Source organism: Pseudomonas sp. Je.1.5.c, assembly GCF_051129895.1.
GTDB lineage: Bacteria > Pseudomonadota > Gammaproteobacteria > Pseudomonadales > Pseudomonadaceae > Aquipseudomonas > Aquipseudomonas urmiensis.
On the sequence record NZ_JBCPSP010000006.1, the window covers coordinates 184,317 to 202,903 of the forward strand.

General features: G+C 59.9%; 13 protein-coding genes. 3 read left to right on the forward strand and 10 right to left on the reverse strand.

The features are described from left to right. Positions 1–13: 13 nt before the first annotated feature. From AAZU54_RS07735 to AAZU54_RS07750, 4 genes are all read right to left on the reverse strand, one after another. Positions 14–748 (reverse strand): amino acid ABC transporter ATP-binding protein, encoded by a 735-nt coding sequence (locus tag AAZU54_RS07735; RefSeq protein ID WP_119138855.1) that lies wholly within the window; start codon positions 746–748, stop codon positions 14–16. Next, positions 745–1,416, reverse strand: coding sequence for an amino acid ABC transporter permease (locus tag AAZU54_RS07740; protein ID WP_186556249.1), 672 nt, complete (start codon positions 1,414–1,416; stop codon positions 745–747). Before AAZU54_RS07740 ends, AAZU54_RS07735 begins: the two co-directional genes overlap by 4 nt. Further along, a complete protein-coding gene (locus tag AAZU54_RS07745) occupies positions 1,416–2,162 on the reverse strand; it encodes an amino acid ABC transporter permease (protein WP_186556195.1) in 747 nt (248 codons plus the stop codon). The genes AAZU54_RS07740 and AAZU54_RS07745 overlap by 1 nt, the downstream gene beginning before the upstream one ends. A 145-nt stretch (positions 2,163–2,307) precedes the next feature. Beyond that, positions 2,308–3,228 (reverse strand): glutamate/aspartate ABC transporter substrate-binding protein, encoded by a 921-nt coding sequence (locus AAZU54_RS07750; protein WP_186556196.1) that lies wholly within the window; start codon positions 3,226–3,228, stop codon positions 2,308–2,310. Between the two features lie 337 nt (positions 3,229–3,565). Between AAZU54_RS07750 and AAZU54_RS07755 the strand changes: the two genes are divergently transcribed. Then, a complete protein-coding gene (locus AAZU54_RS07755; RefSeq protein ID WP_434726931.1) occupies positions 3,566–7,954 on the forward strand; it encodes an NEL-type E3 ubiquitin ligase domain-containing protein in 4,389 nt (1,462 codons plus the stop codon). Positions 7,955–8,011: 57 nt separating this feature from the next. Here the strand turns inward: AAZU54_RS07755 and glpD are convergent, their stop codons facing one another. From glpD to AAZU54_RS07775, 4 genes are all read right to left on the reverse strand, one after another. Further along, positions 8,012–9,550 carry a glycerol-3-phosphate dehydrogenase gene (glpD, locus tag AAZU54_RS07760; RefSeq protein ID WP_434726932.1) on the reverse strand — a complete coding sequence of 513 codons (1,539 nt, stop codon included), beginning with the start codon at positions 9,548–9,550 and terminating at the stop codon, positions 8,012–8,014. Positions 9,551–9,754: 204 nt separating this feature from the next. After that, positions 9,755–10,510 carry a DNA-binding transcriptional repressor GlpR gene (gene glpR, locus AAZU54_RS07765; protein ID WP_186556199.1) on the reverse strand — a complete coding sequence of 252 codons (756 nt, stop codon included), beginning with the start codon at positions 10,508–10,510 and terminating at the stop codon, positions 9,755–9,757. 170 nt (positions 10,511–10,680) lie between these two features. Next, positions 10,681–12,180 (reverse strand): glycerol kinase GlpK, encoded by a 1,500-nt coding sequence (gene glpK / locus AAZU54_RS07770; protein WP_186556200.1) that lies wholly within the window; start codon positions 12,178–12,180, stop codon positions 10,681–10,683. A gap of 75 nt (positions 12,181–12,255) precedes the next feature. Continuing rightward, a complete protein-coding gene (locus AAZU54_RS07775; protein WP_186556201.1) occupies positions 12,256–13,107 on the reverse strand; it encodes an MIP/aquaporin family protein in 852 nt (283 codons plus the stop codon). A 305-nt stretch (positions 13,108–13,412) separates the two neighbouring features. Here AAZU54_RS07775 and ybaK point away from each other — a divergent pair, with 305 nt between their 5' ends. After that, entirely contained in the window at positions 13,413–13,883 is a 471-nt protein-coding gene (gene ybaK / locus AAZU54_RS07780) for a Cys-tRNA(Pro) deacylase (RefSeq protein ID WP_186556202.1), read from the forward strand. A 76-nt stretch (positions 13,884–13,959) separates the two neighbouring features. Here ybaK and AAZU54_RS07785 read toward each other — a convergent pair whose 3' ends face one another. Together AAZU54_RS07785 and argF are read right to left on the reverse strand one after the other, a co-directional pair. Then, positions 13,960–15,069, reverse strand: a complete 1,110-nt coding sequence (locus AAZU54_RS07785; protein ID WP_186556203.1) for an ABC transporter ATP-binding protein — start codon at positions 15,067–15,069, stop codon at positions 13,960–13,962. Further along, positions 15,066–15,986 (reverse strand): ornithine carbamoyltransferase, encoded by a 921-nt coding sequence (argF, locus tag AAZU54_RS07790; protein WP_186556204.1) that lies wholly within the window; start codon positions 15,984–15,986, stop codon positions 15,066–15,068. The genes AAZU54_RS07785 and argF overlap by 4 nt, the downstream gene beginning before the upstream one ends. A 364-nt stretch (positions 15,987–16,350) precedes the next feature. Here argF and AAZU54_RS07795 point away from each other — a divergent pair, with 364 nt between their 5' ends. Next, positions 16,351–18,459, forward strand: a complete 2,109-nt coding sequence (locus AAZU54_RS07795; RefSeq protein ID WP_434726933.1) for a molybdopterin oxidoreductase family protein — start codon at positions 16,351–16,353, stop codon at positions 18,457–18,459. Positions 18,460–18,587: the final 128 nt, after the last annotated feature.

Here is an 18,587-nt window from a genome sequence, read left to right on the forward strand (position 1 = left end):
TGCCGTGGCCGACTTAGTGTTGCAGGATCTTGCTGAGGAAGTGCTGGGTACGTTGGTCGCGGGCCGTCTGGTCGCCGAAGAACTCTTCCTTGGTGCAGTCTTCGATGATATTGCCCTTGTCCATGAAGATCACCCGGTTGGCGACCTTGCGGGCAAAGCCCATCTCGTGGGTCACGCACATCATGGTCATGCCTTCGTGGGCCAGTTGCACCATCACATCGAGCACTTCACTGACCATTTCCGGGTCCAGCGCCGAGGTCGGTTCGTCGAACAGCATGACGATCGGGTCCATCGACAGCGCGCGGGCGATCGCCACACGTTGCTGTTGGCCGCCGGAGAGCTGGCCAGGGTGCTTGTGCGCGTGCGCCGACAGGCCGACTCGCTCAAGCAGGGCCAGGCCTTTCTTGGTGGCTTCTTCCTTGCTGCGACCGAGCACCTTGATCTGTGCGATGGTCAGGTTCTCGGTGATGGTCAGGTGCGGGAACAGCTCGAAGTGCTGGAATACCATGCCAACCCGCGAACGCAGCTTGGGCAAGTTGGTCTTGGGGTCGGAGATCGAGGTGCCGTCGACCACGATGTCGCCTTTCTGGAACGGCTCCAGGGCGTTGACGCACTTGATCAGGGTGGATTTTCCCGAGCCGGATGGGCCGCAGACCACCACCACTTCGCCCTTTTTGACATCGGTGGTGCAGTCGGTGAGCACCTGGAAGTCGCCGTACCACTTGTTGACGTTCTTGATGGAAATCATACGGTGATCCTTTTTTGCAGGCGCTTGACCAGCCATGAAGCGGAGAAGCTGATGAGGAAGTAGACGACACCGGCGAAGATCAGGAACTCATGCGAGCGGCCAATGATGTCGCCGTTCGAGCGTGCCGAGTTGAGGAAGTCGACCAGGCCCACGGTGTACACCAGCGAGGTGTCCTGGAACAGGATGATGCTCTGCTGCAGCAGCAGTGGGGTCATCTTGCGAAACGCCTGCGGCAGGATGATCAGGCGCATGGTCTGGCTGTAGTTCATGCCCAGGGCTTGGGCGGCGCCCATCTGGCCCTTGGAGATCGACTGCACGCCAGCACGGACGATTTCGCAGAAGTAGGCGGCCTCGAACATCATGAATGCCACCACGCACGAGGTGAAGGCGCCCACCGGGGTGTCTTCGCCGGTGATCCAGCGCAGCACGAACGGCACTGCCAGGTAGAACCAGGTGATCACCAACAGCAGCGGGATCGAGCGGAAGTAGTTGACGTAGGCGCCGGCGACATTGGACATCAGTTTGTTCGACGACAGGCGCATCAGCGCCAGGATGGTGCCCAGGGCGATACCGCCAACCACGCCCATGACCATCAGCTTGAGGGTCATGACCATGCCTTCCCAGAGGGCCGGCAGGGCAGGGATGATTTCGCTGAAATCCATTTCCATCATTTACCCCCCACAGAGATCAGGCCGGGCACCGAGACTTTCTTCTCGACCATGCGCATCAGCAGCATCAGGCCCATGTTCAGGGTGAAATAGATCAGGGTAGCCAGGGTGAACGCCTCGAACAGGTTGGCGGAGAACTCGGCGGTTTGCTTGGTCTGCGCCAGCAACTCCATCAGGCCGATCAGCGAGGCCACCGAAGAGTTCTTGAACACGTTCAAGAATTCCGAGGTAAGCGGCGGAATGATGATCCGGTAGGCTTGCGGCAGCAGCACGTTGTTGTAGATCTGCGCCAGGCTGAAGCCCATCGCCCGGGCGGCGGCTTCCTGGCCGCGGGGCAGCGCCTGGATACCGGTACGCACCTGTTCGCAGACCCGCGCAGCGGTGAACAGGCCCAGGCAAATGACCACGCTGATCAGCGCCGAGGTGGTCGGGTTGAGGTCTTGCTTGAACCATTCCTGCAGGCCCTCCGGCAGCAGGTCCGGCACCAGGAAGTACCAGATGAACAGCTGCACCAGCAGCGGTACGTTGCGGAACAGCTCGACGTAGGCGGTGGCAATCCCTGACACCAGGCGGTTTGGCACGGTACGCATCACGCCGAGCAGCGAGCCCAGCAGCAAGGCGATGATCCAGGCGGTGATGGCAATGGCGATGGTCCAGCCTAGACCGGTGATGTACCAGTCCAGGTAGGTTTCGCTACCCACGCCGGTGGACTTGAAGAATACGCCCCAGTCCCAGTTGTAATTCATCGGGATTTCCCCTCAGACGGTTGTTTCACGGGCACCTTCGAACATCCAAGGGCGGCGAGCGCCCTCGGATGAAAGGTTAGACACTAACGAGTGGCCTGCAGGGTTAATTCATGCGCATGTTGAGCGCCAGGCCACTATTTGCGACTCAGGACTTCTTCTCGTCCGCCGCTTTGTCGGTCGGGTTAGCGATCAGTTCCTTGAGCTCGTCGCTCATCGGGAACTGCAGGTTCAGGCCTTTTGGCGGGATTGGCTGGGAGAACCACTTGTCGTAGATCTTGTTGATCTCGCCCGACTTGTACAGCGCAACGATGGCCTCATCGACGGCCTTCTTGAACGCGTCGTCACCCTTGCGCACCATGCAGCCGTAGATCTCGTAGGACTGTGGAGTGCCGGTGATGACCCAGTCGGCAGGCTTGCGCGCCTTGGCCATTTCGCCGGCGAGCAGGGCATCGTCCATCATGAAGGCTACGGCGCGGCCGCTTTCGAGCATGTTGAAGGCTTCGCCGTGGTCTTTTGCCGAGATCACGTTCATCTTCATCTGCTTGTCGGCGTTCATCGCCTTGAGGATGCGCTCAGAGGTGGTGCCAGCGGTGGTCACCACGTTCTTGCCAGCCAGGTCGGGGAAGTCTTTGTAGGCCGGTTGACCGTCCTTGACCTTGGTCAGCAGGCGGGTACCGACTTCGAAGATGCCGACCGAGAAGCCGACTTGCTGCTGGCGTTCGACGTTGTTGGTGGTCGAGCCGCACTCGACGTCGACAGTGCCGTTTTGTACCAGTGGGATACGGGTCTGCGAGGTGACCAGGTTGTAGCGGGCCTTGAGGTTAGGAGCGTCGAGCTGCTTTTTCAGGTGCTCGACGATGGCCAGCTGGATGTCGTGGGAGTAGCCCACCGGCTCCGGCTTGCCTGCCAGGTAGGAAAATGGAATGGAGGAGTCACGGTGCCCCAGGGTGATGGTGCCCGAATCCTTGATCTTCTTCAGGGTGCCGGTCAGCTCTTCAGCCATGGCCGGCGAAGCGATCACAGCGGCCGCGATGGCGGCGCCCAGCAATTGACGAACGATACGCATCAAATTTTCCTCGACGTGTTTGTTTTTTTTATGGAGCCGTTGGCGGACTCTTTCGTTCAACGAATACAGCATGAAGCGGTGCATTCGGCTTCCAAGTGTAGAGCATGAGTCGTGCCAAGCTCTGTCAGAGATCATAACGCCCCGCAGACGCAGGCGATCAACAGTTTAGCGGTTGCCCTGTAACAGTTTTTTGTACGGATCTCCGAATGAATTGCGGCTGAGTCGTTCGGGAATCCGAATGGATTCGCTGAAGCAGGGCTCAGTCCTATCTAATTAACACCTTGTGCCAGGCCGTTCGAGGCTTGCTGTTCGCTTCTCAAGAATAGAGAGGCACCCTATGAACGATACCCCTGAGCAGGCTGTTCACGAACTTCCCTCCGACTCAATAGATGCGTTGATCGCCAGGCAGTTACCCGATTGGCTGAAAAATGCCCCCGGTGATGCGCTCGAGGAGATACATCTTGCGTTGATTGGGCAGCAGCAAAGTGCCGAACGATTGAAACGGCTGCTGAGTGGTCTCCCCGACCTAGCAGCGTTTTGCGCGCCGCTTTTGGAGCAAGCCCTTACCCAGAAATACAACTTCCATGTTGATGTACGGTCGGCGCAGCTGTGTACAGTGGTACGCAAGTCTTATCCAAGCATTTTTCCTCTGCCCCCTTTGGAGATCACGGTGCGCACAGACTCAGTGCCACTGCTGTCTGCGGCAATGCACAACTTTGCTGCAGATGAAATTGTCGCCAGGCCGCGTATCCGCCGGCGGGTAGAGGCTGCATCAGGCGCCTTGCTGCCCCTTTCGTTCGTGTTGTTCGCCAAACTTTGCCGTCAGTTGGACCTAGGCGGCAACTATCAAAGGGTATTGCGTGAGCACTTGCTGCCGGCTGACAAGGAGGGCGGCACCCCAGGGCATGCTCGGCGAGAGATCGAGATAGTGTTTGAAGAGGCGCAGCGCACGGCATTGGATGCTGCGGTACGTATCGCCTTTTTCAAAGCAGAGATTGACGAGCGCAGCTATCTACAGATGCTCAGAGTTGTCGCGCCAAAGCCGATCGTAGCTGCCGACACCACGGTGCTTGTCTGTAGGCAGCTGTTCGTGCTTGGTAAACGTGTCAACGGGGTGGTGGTGGTCGAAACGCGTGATCATAAAGATGCTGCCCCTAGCGGTCTAATCGTCTGGATTCCCGGCGATGCTGACAAGCCGGTTCGATGGCATGCCTCCTGGGTCGCACTCTACACAGATTTGGGACTGCGCTTGCGTGAGTCGAGTTATGAGACGTTTTTCATGCGTTTCATTGGCGAGCTCGAGCGGATGGACTTCACTGCCAAGCTTGAGCGTCTTCGGGCCAAGACCGCGACAGGAACCGCACTTGAACTCGATGGTCGCCATTTTCCCCTGGACAAACCGTTGTTTGCTCATCTTCGTGCCTTGCACATCGACAAGATATTCGACGATGCCAGAGTACTGGTGGTGCCTACAGATGATGAAGATGCCGCCAGCCGCAGCCGGCGCCTGGCCAGCTATGAAAATGCTGGCCTGGCGCTGTTGGGCTTGGCCGGGCTATTCATACCTGTACTGGGCGAGCTGATGCTGGGTGTTGCTGCGTTTCAGGTCGCCGACGAAGTCTACGAAGGCTATCAGGATTGGCGGCTAGGCGACCGTGAGGCTGCCCTAGGGCATGTGTTTGCGGTCGCGCAAAACCTGGCGCTGGGAGCGGCGGTGGGGGTAGGGGTGACCTTTGTGCGCAAGTTGACCCCTGTGTTAGTTGAAAGTGGGCGATTGAAACTGTGTTCTTTTGACATGACGCCTTACCAGGTCGACCAACCCCTGGGCGTGTCTCCAGGGCAGAGCGAGAGTCACCTGGGACGGACTCAAGTGCAATTCCACGAGGGCACCTTCCAGATGGCGCGTTCGCAAAGCGGCAAGGATTTGGTGATTCGCCATCCAAAGCGCAATGGGGCATACAGACCGTTGCTTGAACGCAATGGCAGCGGTGGATGGCGTCATGCGTTGGAGCTGCCTCAGGAATGGACAGGTGAACTGCAATTGTTGCGTCGGCTGGCAGCAGCATTTTTTGACATGACGCCGGAACAGGCAACTGCGGTACTCGATTGCACAGGTTTTGACGAGGAGCGGCTGCGCCAATTGCATCTGGAGCACGCCCCGGCACCTGCTCGGCTACTGGATGCGTATGATCGCCATCGCCTGCACGCCCTCCATCCCGCCATGCAGGCAGATGCATTCGAGCTGCTGGTCGCTGCGGCCCAAGAGACGGAGGAAGTTGAAGATGCATTGATACGACGATCATTTGCTGGGCTTTCGGTGCGAGGAGCAAAGGAGATACGCAAGCAGGTCGACAATCTGCTCCTTGAACAACTGCGCTCCAGCGGGCGCGTACCGTTGGTGATGGCAGAGAGAATTCGCTGGTTCCTGCATGACAGTCGGCTGGATCGTGCCTGCGCCGGTTTGCGCCAGCAGCAGGCGATCAATGGCGATACTGAAAGGCTGGCGATCGGCTTGGTCCATGAGCTTGCTCCCTGGCCAGATCGGCTGCGTATCGAACTGCGTGTTGGTTCAACGCAGGGCCTCTTGCAGGGGCAGGTGGGCTCAGAGGTGGCACAACAAACCCGTTACATCGTGCGCAAAGACCAGGGCTACGGCGTTCATGACGCTACCGTTGACTCCCGCCGCCCGGCAACACCCAGCAACAGCCTGATGCACGCTCTTCTTTTGTGCATGAGCGATGAGCAGAAAGTGCGCCTGGGCAATACCATGCTGAACGATCAGCAATTGGCCGACCGGCTGGCGGGGCACGCGCGGGTTCACCGGGACTTGGCATCGCGGCTCATAGGGCAGACGTCTATCGCCGGTGGTGTGCGCCCCCCCTTGCGCTTCGCCGATGGTCGACTCGGCTACCCGCTTAGTGGGCGGGGCGAGTCCCGAACCGAGGCTATCAGGCGCGGAATTTTGCAGGTATTCCCAACCCTCGACGATACGCAATTGCAGCGGTACATGCTCAATTTGACTTCCGAAGGTGTTGATCCGTGGTCTCACTACGAAGCGTTGCATGAGCAATGGATGGCATTGCGCGAAGCGCTGACGAGTTGGCAGTCCAATTATGGAAACGTATTGGATCTTCTCAGGCGCAGCAGGGTGGTCAGCGCTATCAGGCGTTGCTGGCGCCGCAAGTTGCGGCGGCGGATGGACGGCAGCTACGAGCTGGAAATTCGTGGCGAGCGTGTAGCAAGTCTGCCTGACTTGCCTCCAGGCATTACCTTCAACCATGTGACACGCCTGGCGTTGCTCGAAATGGATTTGGAGACTGTCGATGCTGATTTTCTCGGGCGTTTCCCGAACCTTACGGAGCTCTACCTGAGCAGCAATCGGCTGGTGTCTATCCCGTCGGGTATAGAGCAATTGACCGAGCTTCGCATTTTGCGCCTCGATAACAACCAGATAGTGATGACGCCAGCAGACAGCCAACGGCTCAGTACGTTGCTGCATTTGGAGATACTTGGGCTTAATTACAACCCGTTGCGAGATGCACCGCAGGTGAGGCACTTACTGAACTTGCGTTGGGTACAGATGCGTGGGGCGGCCATTGCAGAGCTGCCAGCTGAGGTTCAGCAGTTGCCTTGGCGAGGCATTGCCGATTTGCGAGACAACCAGATTCGCGAAGTCAATCGCGACCTTCAGGGGCTGCAGGCCCGCTTGCGGCAAATGGCGCTGCACGATAATCCATTGAATGAGGCCAGTGAGGCACTGCTGAATGAACAACCGGCCCCATCGACTGCATCTGGTCACGCTGTTCAACACAGTCCTTATTATCGGCATCACCTGATTCTGCAAGCTGAGTTGTCGGAATGGCTGGTAGGTTCCTCCTCAGCACTGCGCACTGATCGCGAAGCGTTGTGGGATAACCTGCGCAGTGAGCCTGGAGCGAATGACTTCTTCCACTTTTTGCGTGATTTCGCACGATCTTCTGATTATTTGAAACATCCCGCGTACTACCGTGCAAGGGTGTGGAACATCATCGAGGCATGCGAGGAAAATGGCGAGTTGCGCGAGCTGTTGTTCGAGCAGGCGGGCGGAATGGCCACCTGTGAGGACAGGCTGCTATGGCTACTCAGCCAGATGGAAATCCGTGTACTGGTTCATCGCGAGATGGCAGGTTTGGCCCAGATGCAGAGTGAGGCCGCTTTGATAAGGCTTGGGCGTTCGCTGTTTCGCTTGCAGCAGGTGGACAGGATTGCTGCACGTAAACTGAAGTGGCTGAGGGAGGTGAACGCGAACGAGCCGCGCAACCTGGAGCGGATCGACGACATCGAAACCTACCTGGCATACCGAACAAGGCTGGCCACGCGGCTGAGGTTGCCAGCTCAACCGCTGCGTATGCACTTTGAGGATCATTCTTTCGTGACGGCGGAAGATATCGACAGTGCCAGGGTCGAAATTCTTTCTGCGGAATCCACCGAGCAACTGGTGCAATCGCTGGCAGATCAGCCCTTCTGGCAGGATTACCTGCGACAGATCTATTTCTTGCAATTCAGAGCATTGGTCGATGCTCAGCAGCAAACGCTGGAGCGGTACGCATTACAAGTGGAAAGTAATCAGATTGATGAGAACACGTACCTGGAGCGGTGCAATGAGTTAAAGCAGCAGCTGGAAACGCAGGAAACCGCACTCATCAAGCGTTTGACGGCAGAGGCGTATGCGCGTTGGCCCTTGTAGGGTGCTCGGGCATAGACGCAGCACGTCGCGATAGGCGAAGCGCTGCGTCAATTCACGTCAGGCAGCGCGGATCCCCGCGCTGCGATCTGCTACTTGCTTCAGGTAATCGACCAGCACCTGTTGCTCCGCCGTAGAGGTGAACAGGCCCAGCTTGGTACGGCGCCAAAGGATATCTTCGGCAGTCACGGCCCATTCTTGGTTGCGTAGGTAGTCTACCTCGCGTGTGAACAAGCCGCCGCCTATCGTCTGGCCCAGGTCCGCCGGCCCTTGAGTATCTTCCAGCAGCCGCCATACGCGGCTGCCATAGGTGCTTGCCCAACGCTTGGCGATGTCCACAGGCAGCCAGTTGTGGTGTTCGAGGAGGGAATCGACCAGGGCTTGTGTTTCGGTCATGTTCTCGCCGCCGGGCAGGGGACTCTCAGCGGTCCAGCTTTCGCGCATCTGAGTGAAGAAAGGCTTGAGTTCGGTCATGGCCGACTCAGCCAGTTTACGGTAGGTCGTAAGCTTGCCGCCAAATACTGACAGCAGTGGCGCCAGGCCTTCACTGGCGGACAGCGCCAGGGTGTAGTCGCGGGTCACGGCCGAAGGGTTATCCGATTCGTCATTGCACAGTGGGCGAACGCCCGAGTAGGTGTGCAGGATGTCGGCACGGCTGAGCTGATGGTTGAAGTGCTGGTTAACCACCTTGAGCAAGTAGTCGGTTTCGCCTTCGGTGATTTTCACTTGCGCCGGGTCGCCGCTGTATTCACGGTCGGTGGTGCCGATCAGGGTGAAACGCCCGAGGTAGGGGATAGCGAAAACAATGCGCTGATCTTCATTCTGCAGGATGTAGGCGTGCTCGCCTTCGTATAGGCGCGGCACGATGATGTGGCTGCCTTGAATCAAGCGGATACCGTATGGCGCATCGAGCTTGAGGTCATCCTTGATGAAGCTGGCGACCCAGGGGCCTGCGGCGTTGACCAGGGCGCGGGCGCGGATAGTCTGCAGGCTGCCATCGGCGTGCTGCAATTCGACTTGCCACAGGCCATCGATGCGTTCGGCACGCAGGCAGCGGGTGCGGGTATGAATATCGGCGCCCTTTTCACGCGCGGCCATGGCGTTGAGTACTACCAGGCGTGCATCGTCAACGGCGCAGTCGGCATATTCGAAACCGCGGGTGATGGCCGGCTTGAGCGGGTTGCCAGGGCCAAAGCGCAGGCTGCGCGAAGCGCCAAGGCGTTTACGCTTGCCCAGGTGATCGTAGAGGAACAGGCCAGCGCGAATCATCCAGGCCGGGCGCAGGTGCGGGCGATGAGGCAGGACGAAACGCATCGGCTTGACGATATGCGGCGCCTTGGCCAGCAACACTTCACGCTCGGCCAAGGCTTCACGCACCAGGCGAAACTCGTAGTGCTCCAGGTAACGCAAGCCGCCATGGATCAGTTTGCTGCTGGCGGAGGAGGTGTGCTGGGCCAGATCGTCCTTTTCGCAAAGGAACACTTTCAGGCCGCGTCCGGCAGCGTCGGCGGCAATGCCCACGCCATTGATACCGCCACCGATCACGGCAAGATCGTAGCAGTCGGCGAGGGTAGGCTGGGACGAAACGGGCTGGGACACGGGCAAGGCCTCCTGAAGGCTGTTCACATCGAATATGAACATCAATGTTCGTTTCCGAAAATACTAGCGCAACAGAACGGCTATCGCCAGTCAGTCTTCATAGAAAAAACTGATCAGATGACGATAAAGTGAACATTTATGAACATTTGCGACGAGCCTGCATGAGCTCAGGATTGTGGGGCCGCAAAGCGGCCCCAACGCAGCTCACACCACTTCGAGGCGAATCTTGTGCTGGGCCAGCAACTGGTTCAGCGCGGGGGAGGGGGACTGGTCGGTCACCAGGCAGTCGACCAGGTTGATCGAGCCCAGGCGGACCATGGCATTACGCCCGTACTTGCTGGAGTCGGCGGCGAGGATGACCTGGCGTGCATTGGCGATGATCGCCTGGGATACGCGCACTTCCTGGTAATCGAAATCGAGCAGGCTGCCATCTTCATCGATACCGCTGATGCCCACCAGGGCGAAGTCGACCTTGAACTGGTTGATGAAGTCGACGCTGGCCTGACCGACCACCCCCCCATCGCGGCGCACCGTGCCGCCGGCCACCAAGACTTCGAAATCGTCCTTGGCGCTGAGGATCGAGGCCACGTGCAGGTTATTGGTGATGACCTTGAGGTGATTGTGATTGAGCAGCGCGCGGGCGATCGATTCGGTGGTGGTGCCGATATTGATGAACACCGAAGCGTGATCGGGAATCTGCAGGGCCACGGCTTCAGCGATACGCTGTTTCTCATCGCGCATCTGGTCTGCGCGCATGGCGTAGGCCGTGTTCTCGATGCTTGAGTCGTATGCCGCACCGCCGTGGTAACGGCGCAGCAGGTTGATCTCGGCCAGTTGGTTGATGTCGCGGCGGATGGTTTGCGGGGTAACGACGAACAACTGCGCCATTTCTTCGATACTGACGTAGCCGCGTTCGCGCACCAGTTCGAGGATTTGTTGTTGGCGAGGGGGCAGATTCATGGGCGGTCCTTTGGGGCTGCCGGACAAATGCTGCAATGATGCCGTAGGAAAGGGATGACGGCCAGCAAAGGAAGCTTGCGCAGGTCATCGCGGGCCAGCCCGCTCCCACGTGTTCAGCATAAGTGCACGTGGGAGCGGGCTTGCCCCGCGATTGGTCGATGAAGGCTGAATCAGGCCTCGTGATCTTCCCAATCACGGGTGCGCTCGATGGCTTTCTTCCAGCCAGCGTAGAGCTTCTCTTTCTGCGTCTCATCCAGCTGTGGGCTGAATTCGCGCTCGATGATCGCCTTGTCGCGCAACTCGTCCAGGCCGCTCCAGAAGCCGCACGCCAGGCCCGCCAGGTAAGCGGCGCCCAGCGCGGTGGTCTCGCGCATCTGCGGCCGCTCGACACAGGTGCCGAGGATGTCGGCCTGGAACTGCATGAGGAAGTTGTTGGCCACCGCACCGCCGTCTACGCGCAGCTCGCTCAGGCGCTGGCCGCAGTCTTGCTGCATGGCGTCGAGCACGTCGCGGGTCTGGTAGGCGATCGACTCGAGTGCTGCGCGGATGATGTGATCGACCTTGACTCCACGGGTCAGGCCGAACAACGCGCCACGGGCATACGGATCCCAGTAAGGCGCGCCCAGGCCGGTGAAGGCCGGTACCAGGTAGACGCCGTTGCTGTCCTTGACCTTGCTGGCAAAGTACTCGGTGTCCAGCGCATCGTTGACGATCTTCAGTTCGTCACGCAGCCACTGCACGGTCGAGCCGCCATTGAAGACCGCGCCCTCCAGGGCATAGGCCACTTCACCGCGCGGGCCGCAGGCGATGGTAGTGAGCAGGCCATGCGACGAGGTCACGGCTTTGTCGCCAGTGTTCATCAACAGGAAGCAGCCGGTGCCGTAGGTGTTCTTGGCCTGGCCGGCCTCCACGCACATCTGGCCGAACAACGCCGACTGCTGGTCGCCAGCGATACCGGCGATGTCGATGCCGCTCTTGGTCTGGCCGTAGACCTCGGACGAGGAGCGCACTTGCGGCAGCATCTGGCGCGGCACGCCGAGCAGTTGCAGGAGTTTTTCGTCCCATTGCAGGGTATGGATGTTGAACATCAAGGTGCGCGAGGCGTTGGTGTAGTCGGTGACATGCACCTTGCCGCCGGAAAATTTCCAGATCAGCCAGGTATCGACGGTGCCGAACAGCAACTCACCACGCTCGGCGCGCTCGCGTACACCTTCGACGTTATCCAGGATCCACTTGAGCTTGGTGCCGGAGAAGTACGGGTCGGTAACCAGGCCGGTGGTCTCGCGGATATAGCTTTCATGGCCGTCGCGCTTGAGCTGGGCGCAGATCTCGGTGCTGCGCCGGCACTGCCAGACGATAGCGTTGTAGACCGGGCGGCCGGTTTCCTTGTCCCAGACCACGGTGGTTTCGCGCTGGTTGGTGATGCCGATTGCAGCGACCTGGGCGTGACTGATACCCGCCTGGGCCAGGGCCTCGACCATGGTCGCGCTCTGGGTGGCGAAGATTTCCATTGGGTCGTGCTCGACCCAGCCGGCCTGTGGGTAGTGCTGGGCGAACTCGCGCTGGGAGGTGCCGACCACATTGGCGTCACGGTCGAAAATGATGGCCCGCGAACTGGTGGTGCCCTGGTCCAGGGCGATGATGTAGTTCTTGTCCTGGGTGTCTGTCATGTCGGTGGCCTTGCACAAAAAGGGGTAGGTCAGGCTGGCCGGGCAATCGGCCCGGCATGCTTTGAGGTGTCCGAATCAGGAAACCTGCGCATCGCTCTGAGGATTATCGTCTGTTTGCAGGTTCGCGGTTTGCGCCATGGGCAAATTGCGCGCGATCAGGCCGCGGTAAACCGCCGCGCCCAGGCATGCGCCCACGATCGGTGCGAACACCGGAACCAGGAAATAGGGAATGTCGCGCCCGCCGGTAAAGGCGATTTCGCCCCAGCCAGCGAGGAAGGTCATCAGTTTTGGGCCCAAATCTCGGGCGGGGTTCATCGCAAAGCCGGTGAGCGGGCCCATGGCACTGCCAATCACCGCAATCAACAGGCCGATCAGCAGTGGCGCCATCGCCCCGCGGGGCAGGCCGTTGTTGTCATCGGTCAGGGCCATGATCACCGCCATGAGAATGGCCGTGATGATCATCTCGACCAAAAATGCCTGGCCGATCGACAGGGCAGGATGGGCATAGGTGGAGAACACCGAGGCCAGTTCCAGGCTTGCCTCGCTGCCACGCAACATGGCGTGGGCCTGTTCGAAATCGAAGAACAGATTGCTGTACAGGGTGTAGACCAGGGCGGCGCCGCAGAAGGCACCACAGACCTGGGCAAGGATATAGAAGGGCAGTTTGCGCTTGTCGAAACCGGCGAACAGGCTCAAGGCAATGCTCACCGCAGGGTTCAAGTGGGCGCCGGAAACCCCGGCAGTGAGGTAGATCGCCATGCTCACGCCTACCCCCCAGATGATGCTGATTTCCCACAGGCCGAAGCTGGCGCCAGCGACCTTGAGCGCGGCGACGCAACCTGTGCCGAAAAAGATAAGTAGGGCCGTGCCCAGAAATTCGGCCATGCATTGGCCAGAAAGCGTTGGTTCGCGTAGAGCAGTCGTCATGTATGACCTCGGTTCTTGTTGTTGTGAGGCGCAAGGCGCTCGACAGCAAGGCCCAGAGTCGATCCCCATTGACCCCGGGCGGATAAGCGAAAGCGCACCTTAAAAGTGCACCATTTATTCAGAAACGAAAAAATATAGGCAAGAAACGCTCATGTCAAAGGTCGAAAGTGAACGGTCAGCCACAATCTGACTAACTGCAACAAGACTGACTATTCCGATAACTCGTCGCGATCAGGCGACAGACTGGCTGGCTCAAGCCTTTTCACCTAAAGTAGCCGCCGACCTGTACTTGCTCGGAGCTCTGCATGACCCCCGCTCTCGATCTGCTGAAAAAGGCCCGCGCCGAACACCGCGTGCACAGCTATGAACATGATCCCAAATCTGCTTCGTATGGCTTGGAAGCGGCGGAAAAGCTCGGGCTAGACCCGGTGCAGGTGTTCAAGACACTGCTGGCCAGCAGCGAGAAAGGCGAATTGCTGGTGGCGGTGGTGCCGGTGGGCGGCACCCTGGACCTCAAGGCGTTGGCGCAGGCGGCCGGGGTCAAGAAGTGCGAAATGGCTGATCCGGCGGCGGCGCAGCGGGCCACGGGATACTTGGTCGGCGGGATCAGCCCGTTGGGGCAGAAGAAGCGTTTGCGCACGTTTATCGATCAGTCAGCGCAACAGTTCGAAACGATTCACGTCAGTGCTGGGCGGCGTGGGTTGGAGGTGGAGCTGGCTGCGGCAGTGCTGGCTGAGCATACCCAAGGCACCTTTGCCGAGATTGGCCGGGGCTAGATGGATAAGGGCCTGCTGCGCAGGCCATTGCAGGTAAGCCAGCTCCTATAGGCTCAGTGCTGTAGGCACTGGCTTGTCAGGTTGCCGAGCTGTAGCGGCGAACGCCATTCTCCTGGCGTGGCAACTGCGCCGCGACACTGCCAGGCACAGCGAACAGCACCAGGTGATCAGCCTTCACCGCAATTCCCACATCCTGGCCGACCTGATGGTCGACATGGCTTGGGAAAATCGCCTCGAGCTGGCTACCGGTAGCCAGTTGCAGGCGGTACAAGGTCGACGCACCGAGGAAGCTTTTGCCGACGATGCTCGCGCGCAGTTCGCTGTCTGGCGCATGGACAATGTCGTCCGGGCGCAGTAGTACGTCCACCGAACTGCCCGGCGCCATGATATAGGCACGGTTGCCGCACAGTTCACCCAGTTCAGTATTGACTGCCTCATGGCTGATCATCTGGCCACGGATGAAGTAGCCCTGGCCGATGAAGCTGGCAACGAATGGCGTCTGCGGTTCGTGGTAGAGGTTGTAGGGCGTGTCCCACTGCTCCAGCCGACCTTCCTTGAACACCCCGACCTGATCGCTGACGGCAAAAGCCTCTTCCTGGTCATGGGTGACCAGAATGGCGCTGGTGCCGCGGCTTTTGAGAATGTCGCGCACTTCATGGCTCAGGCGCCGACGCAGCTCGACGTCGAGGTTGGAGAACGGCTCATCGAGCAGCAGCAATTGCGGCTCAGGGGCCAAAGCGCGGGCCAGGGCCACGCGCTGTTGCTGGCCGCCGGACAACTCATGCGGATAGCGCCCACCGAGGCCACCGAGCTTGACCAGCTCGAGCATCTCCTCGACCACTTCACCCTGGCGCGGGTGCTTGCCAATGCCGAAGGCAATGTTCTGCGCCACGGTCAGGTGGGGGAACAGCGCGTAGTCCTGGAACACCATGCCGATCCGGCGTTTTTCCGGCGACAGGGTAAAGCCTGCGCGCGAGATCACTTCGCCCGCGAGCTGGATCTCACCCTCGTGCACCGGCTCGAAGCCGGCAATGGCACGCAGGGTGGTGGTCTTGCCGCAACCCGAGGACCCCAGCAGGCAACCGATGTCGCCTGCATTGAGGTGCAAGTTGAGGTTCTGGACGATGCGCTGGTTGCCATAGCCGCAGGCCAGGTTGCGCAGGTTAAGCAGTAGCGGTTGACTCATGCGTGGTGGTAAGCCGGTTCGACAAGGAATTCGAGAAGGGCCTTCTGCGCATGCAGGCGGTTTTCAGCTTGGTCCCAAGCGACCGAACGCGGGTCGTCGAGCAGGTCCTGGCTGACTTCCTCGCCACGGTGGGCGGGCAGGCAATGCATGAACAGGGCATCGGGTGCTGCCAGGTCGAGCAGTTCGCGGGTGACCTGGTAAGGCGCGAAATGCGCCAGGCGCCGTGCAGTTTCCTCTTCTTGACCCATGGAAGTCCAGACATCGGTGGTTACCAGATGCGCGCCAGCCACGGCTTGCTTGGGATCACGAACGATCTGCACACGCTCGCCGGCCAGGGCCAGGAAGCGTGGATCGGGCTCGTAGCCCTCGGGGCAGGCGATGCGCAGCTGGAAGTCGAACTGCTGGGCGGCTTCGATATAGGAGTTACACATGTTGTAGCCATCGCCGATCCAGGCCACGGTCTTGCCCTGGATCGAGCCGCGATGCTCCAGATAGGTTTGCATGTCGGCCAGCAGTTGGCAGGGGTGCGACTCATCGGACAGGCCATTGATCACCGGCACCCGCGAATGCGCGGCGAACTCGGTGAGGATGCTGTGGTGATGGGTACGGATCATCACCGCATCGAGCATGCGCGACATGACGATGGCGCTATCGGAAATCGGCTCGCCACGGCCCAGTTGGGTGTCACGTGGCGACAGGAAGATAGCCTGGCCGCCGAGCTGGATCATGCCGGCTTCGAACGACAGGCGGGTACGGGTCGATGATTTTTCGAAAATCATCCCAAGCACGCGGTTCTTCAGCGGCTCGAACAGCACGCCGCGACTACGCAGGTCCTTCAGCTCGATGCCTCGACGGATCACGCCGAGCAATTCGTCAGCAGTGAAATCCATCAGGGAGAGAAAGTGCCTAGCGCTCATGATTGACTACCTTATCTGCAACGGTTTGCAGGTCGACCGTATGGTTTTATTGACAACGGGAGTGACCTGCGGCGTAAGCCGCACGGGGCGGACGAAATAGGGGAAAGGCGCAATACTATAATTAAATGTCGCCTGAAACCAAGAGGGGAAACCGCGTCTCTGTATCAACGGGTGTCGTAACCCTCTGGTGGGGTACTGTTTTTTATTTACTACAGGGGTTGTACACGGGGCGCGGGGGCGTTGGCAAACCCTGTGTCGCGAATCGTATGCCTGATGGCGTGCGATTCACGCGGCAAAGCCCGCTGGCGAGAGGTTGAGGGTGGGCGCATAGTCGAAGGCTCACAACAACAAGGCAGAGGCGGCCATGTCCACGACCCTGCATCACCGAGCCTGTCACCTGTGCGAGGCCATTTGCGGCCTGAACATAGAGATTGCCCATGAAAGCGACGGCCAGGCGCGCATTGCCTCGATCAAGGGCGACCCTCAGGATCCTTTCAGCCGTGGCCACATCTGCCCCAAGGCGGTGGCGCTGCAGGATATCCAGCAAGACCCTGACCGCCTGCGCCAGCCGCACAGGCGTGTGGGCGATCGCTGGGAGCCTATCGGTTGGGACCAGGCGTTTGCCTTGGCCGCCGACAAACTGTGGGACATTCAGCAACGTTATGGGCGCAATGCGGTGGGCGTGTACCAGGGCAACCCCAGCGTGCACAACTACGGCTTGATGACCCACAGCAATTACTTCCTTGGCCTGCTGAAGACGCGCAATCGCTTTTCGGCCACTTCGGTTGACCAGTTGCCTCAGCACCTGACCAGCTTTCTGATGTACGGCCACGGCCTGTTGCTGCCGATCCCGGATATCGATCACACCGATTACATGCTGATACTGGGGGGGAATCCGCTGGCCTCCAACGGCAGCATCATGACCGTGCCGGATGTCGAGAAACGCTTGAAGGCCTTGCGGGCGCGGGGCGGGCGGCTTGTGGTGGTCGACCCTCGACGCAGCGAGACAGCCAACATGGCTGATCGGCATCTGTTCATTCGGCCAGGCGGTGACGCCGCGTTGCTGTGCGGCCTGCTCAATACCCTGTTCAGCGAGGATCTGGCCAAGGGCTCGCATTTGCCGGTCAATGGCCTGGAGCAGGTACGCGAGGCGATTGCGCCGTTCAGCGCTGAGCGCATGAGCCCACTGTGCGGGGTGGCCGCCGAGCAGATTCGCCTGCTGGCGCGTGAGTTCGCTGGCGCCGGGCGGGCAGTCTGTTACGGGCGAATGGGCGTCTCGACCCAGGCCTTTGGTAGCTTGTGCCATTGGCTGGTGCAGGTGATCAACCTGGTCACCGGCAATCTTGACCGCCAAGGCGGGGCGTTGTGCACCGAACCTGCGGTGGATCTGGTCGCCAGTACCGCCGGTGGGCACTTCAATGCCTGGCAAAGTCGCGTGTCTGGCTTGCCGGAGTATGGCGGTGAGTTGCCGGTGGCAGCCTTGGCAGAAGAGCTGCTTGAGCCTGGCGAAGGGCAGGTGCGGGCCTTGATAACGGTAGCCGGCAACCCGGTGTTGTCCACGCCCAATGGCCGACAGCTGGACAAGGCGCTGGCGGGCCTTGAGTTCATGCTCAGCATCGATCTGTATATCAACGAGACCACCCGCCATGCCGACCTGATCCTGCCGTCGACCTCGGCGTTGGAGAACGATCACTACGACACCACCTTCAACTTGCTGGCCGTGCGTAACGTCACGCGCTTCAACCGGGCGATCCTGGCCAAGCCTGAGGGTGCACTGCACGACTGGGAGATTTTCGTCGGCCTGGCCAAGGCCTTCGCCGAGCGTGCTGGCGTGGAACTCAAGCCGACCCTGCCGCCCGCCCAGATGATCGACCTGGCTTTGCGTAAAGGCCGTCATGGTGAGGGCTCGACATGGCAGTTGTCGTTGGAAACCCTCGATCGGTTTCCTCATGGGCTCGACCTCGGGCCTTTACAGCCGAACCTGGCGGCGCGTTTGCGCACCGCCAGCCAGGCCGTCGAAGCGGCGCCGCAGTTGCTACTGGACGATTTGCGCCGGTTGGCTGAGCAGGTGCCACCGGCGGTGGACGAGTTGCTGTTGATAGGACGTCGACATGTGCGCAGCAACAACTCCTGGATGCATAACTTCCAACGCTTGGTTAAAGGCAAGCCCCGTCATCAGTTGCTGATGCACCCGCAGGACCTCGCCCAGCGGCAGCTGACGGACGGTCAGTGGGTGCGGATCCGTTCGCGGACTGGGGTCGTCGAGGTTCAGGTGCAATCGAGTGAGGAGATGATGCCGGGTGTGGTCAGCTTGCCACATGGTTATGGGCATGGGCGCCAGGGCGTGCAGCTGCACATCGCCGGGGCGCAGCCTGGGGTTAGTGCCAATGACCTGACCGATGAGCATTTGCGCGATGCAGTGTCGGGCAATGCAGCATTGAATGGGGTGCCGGTGAAGGTGGAGGCGGCTTGATTCTTCTGCTGATGGGGTTGGCTCTTTCGTTAGCTAACGTGGATGCCCGAGGGAGCGGGCTTGCCCCGCGATAGCGTTGTTTGCGATGACGCTATCGCGGGGCCAACCCCCCCCCACCTTGGCAGGCG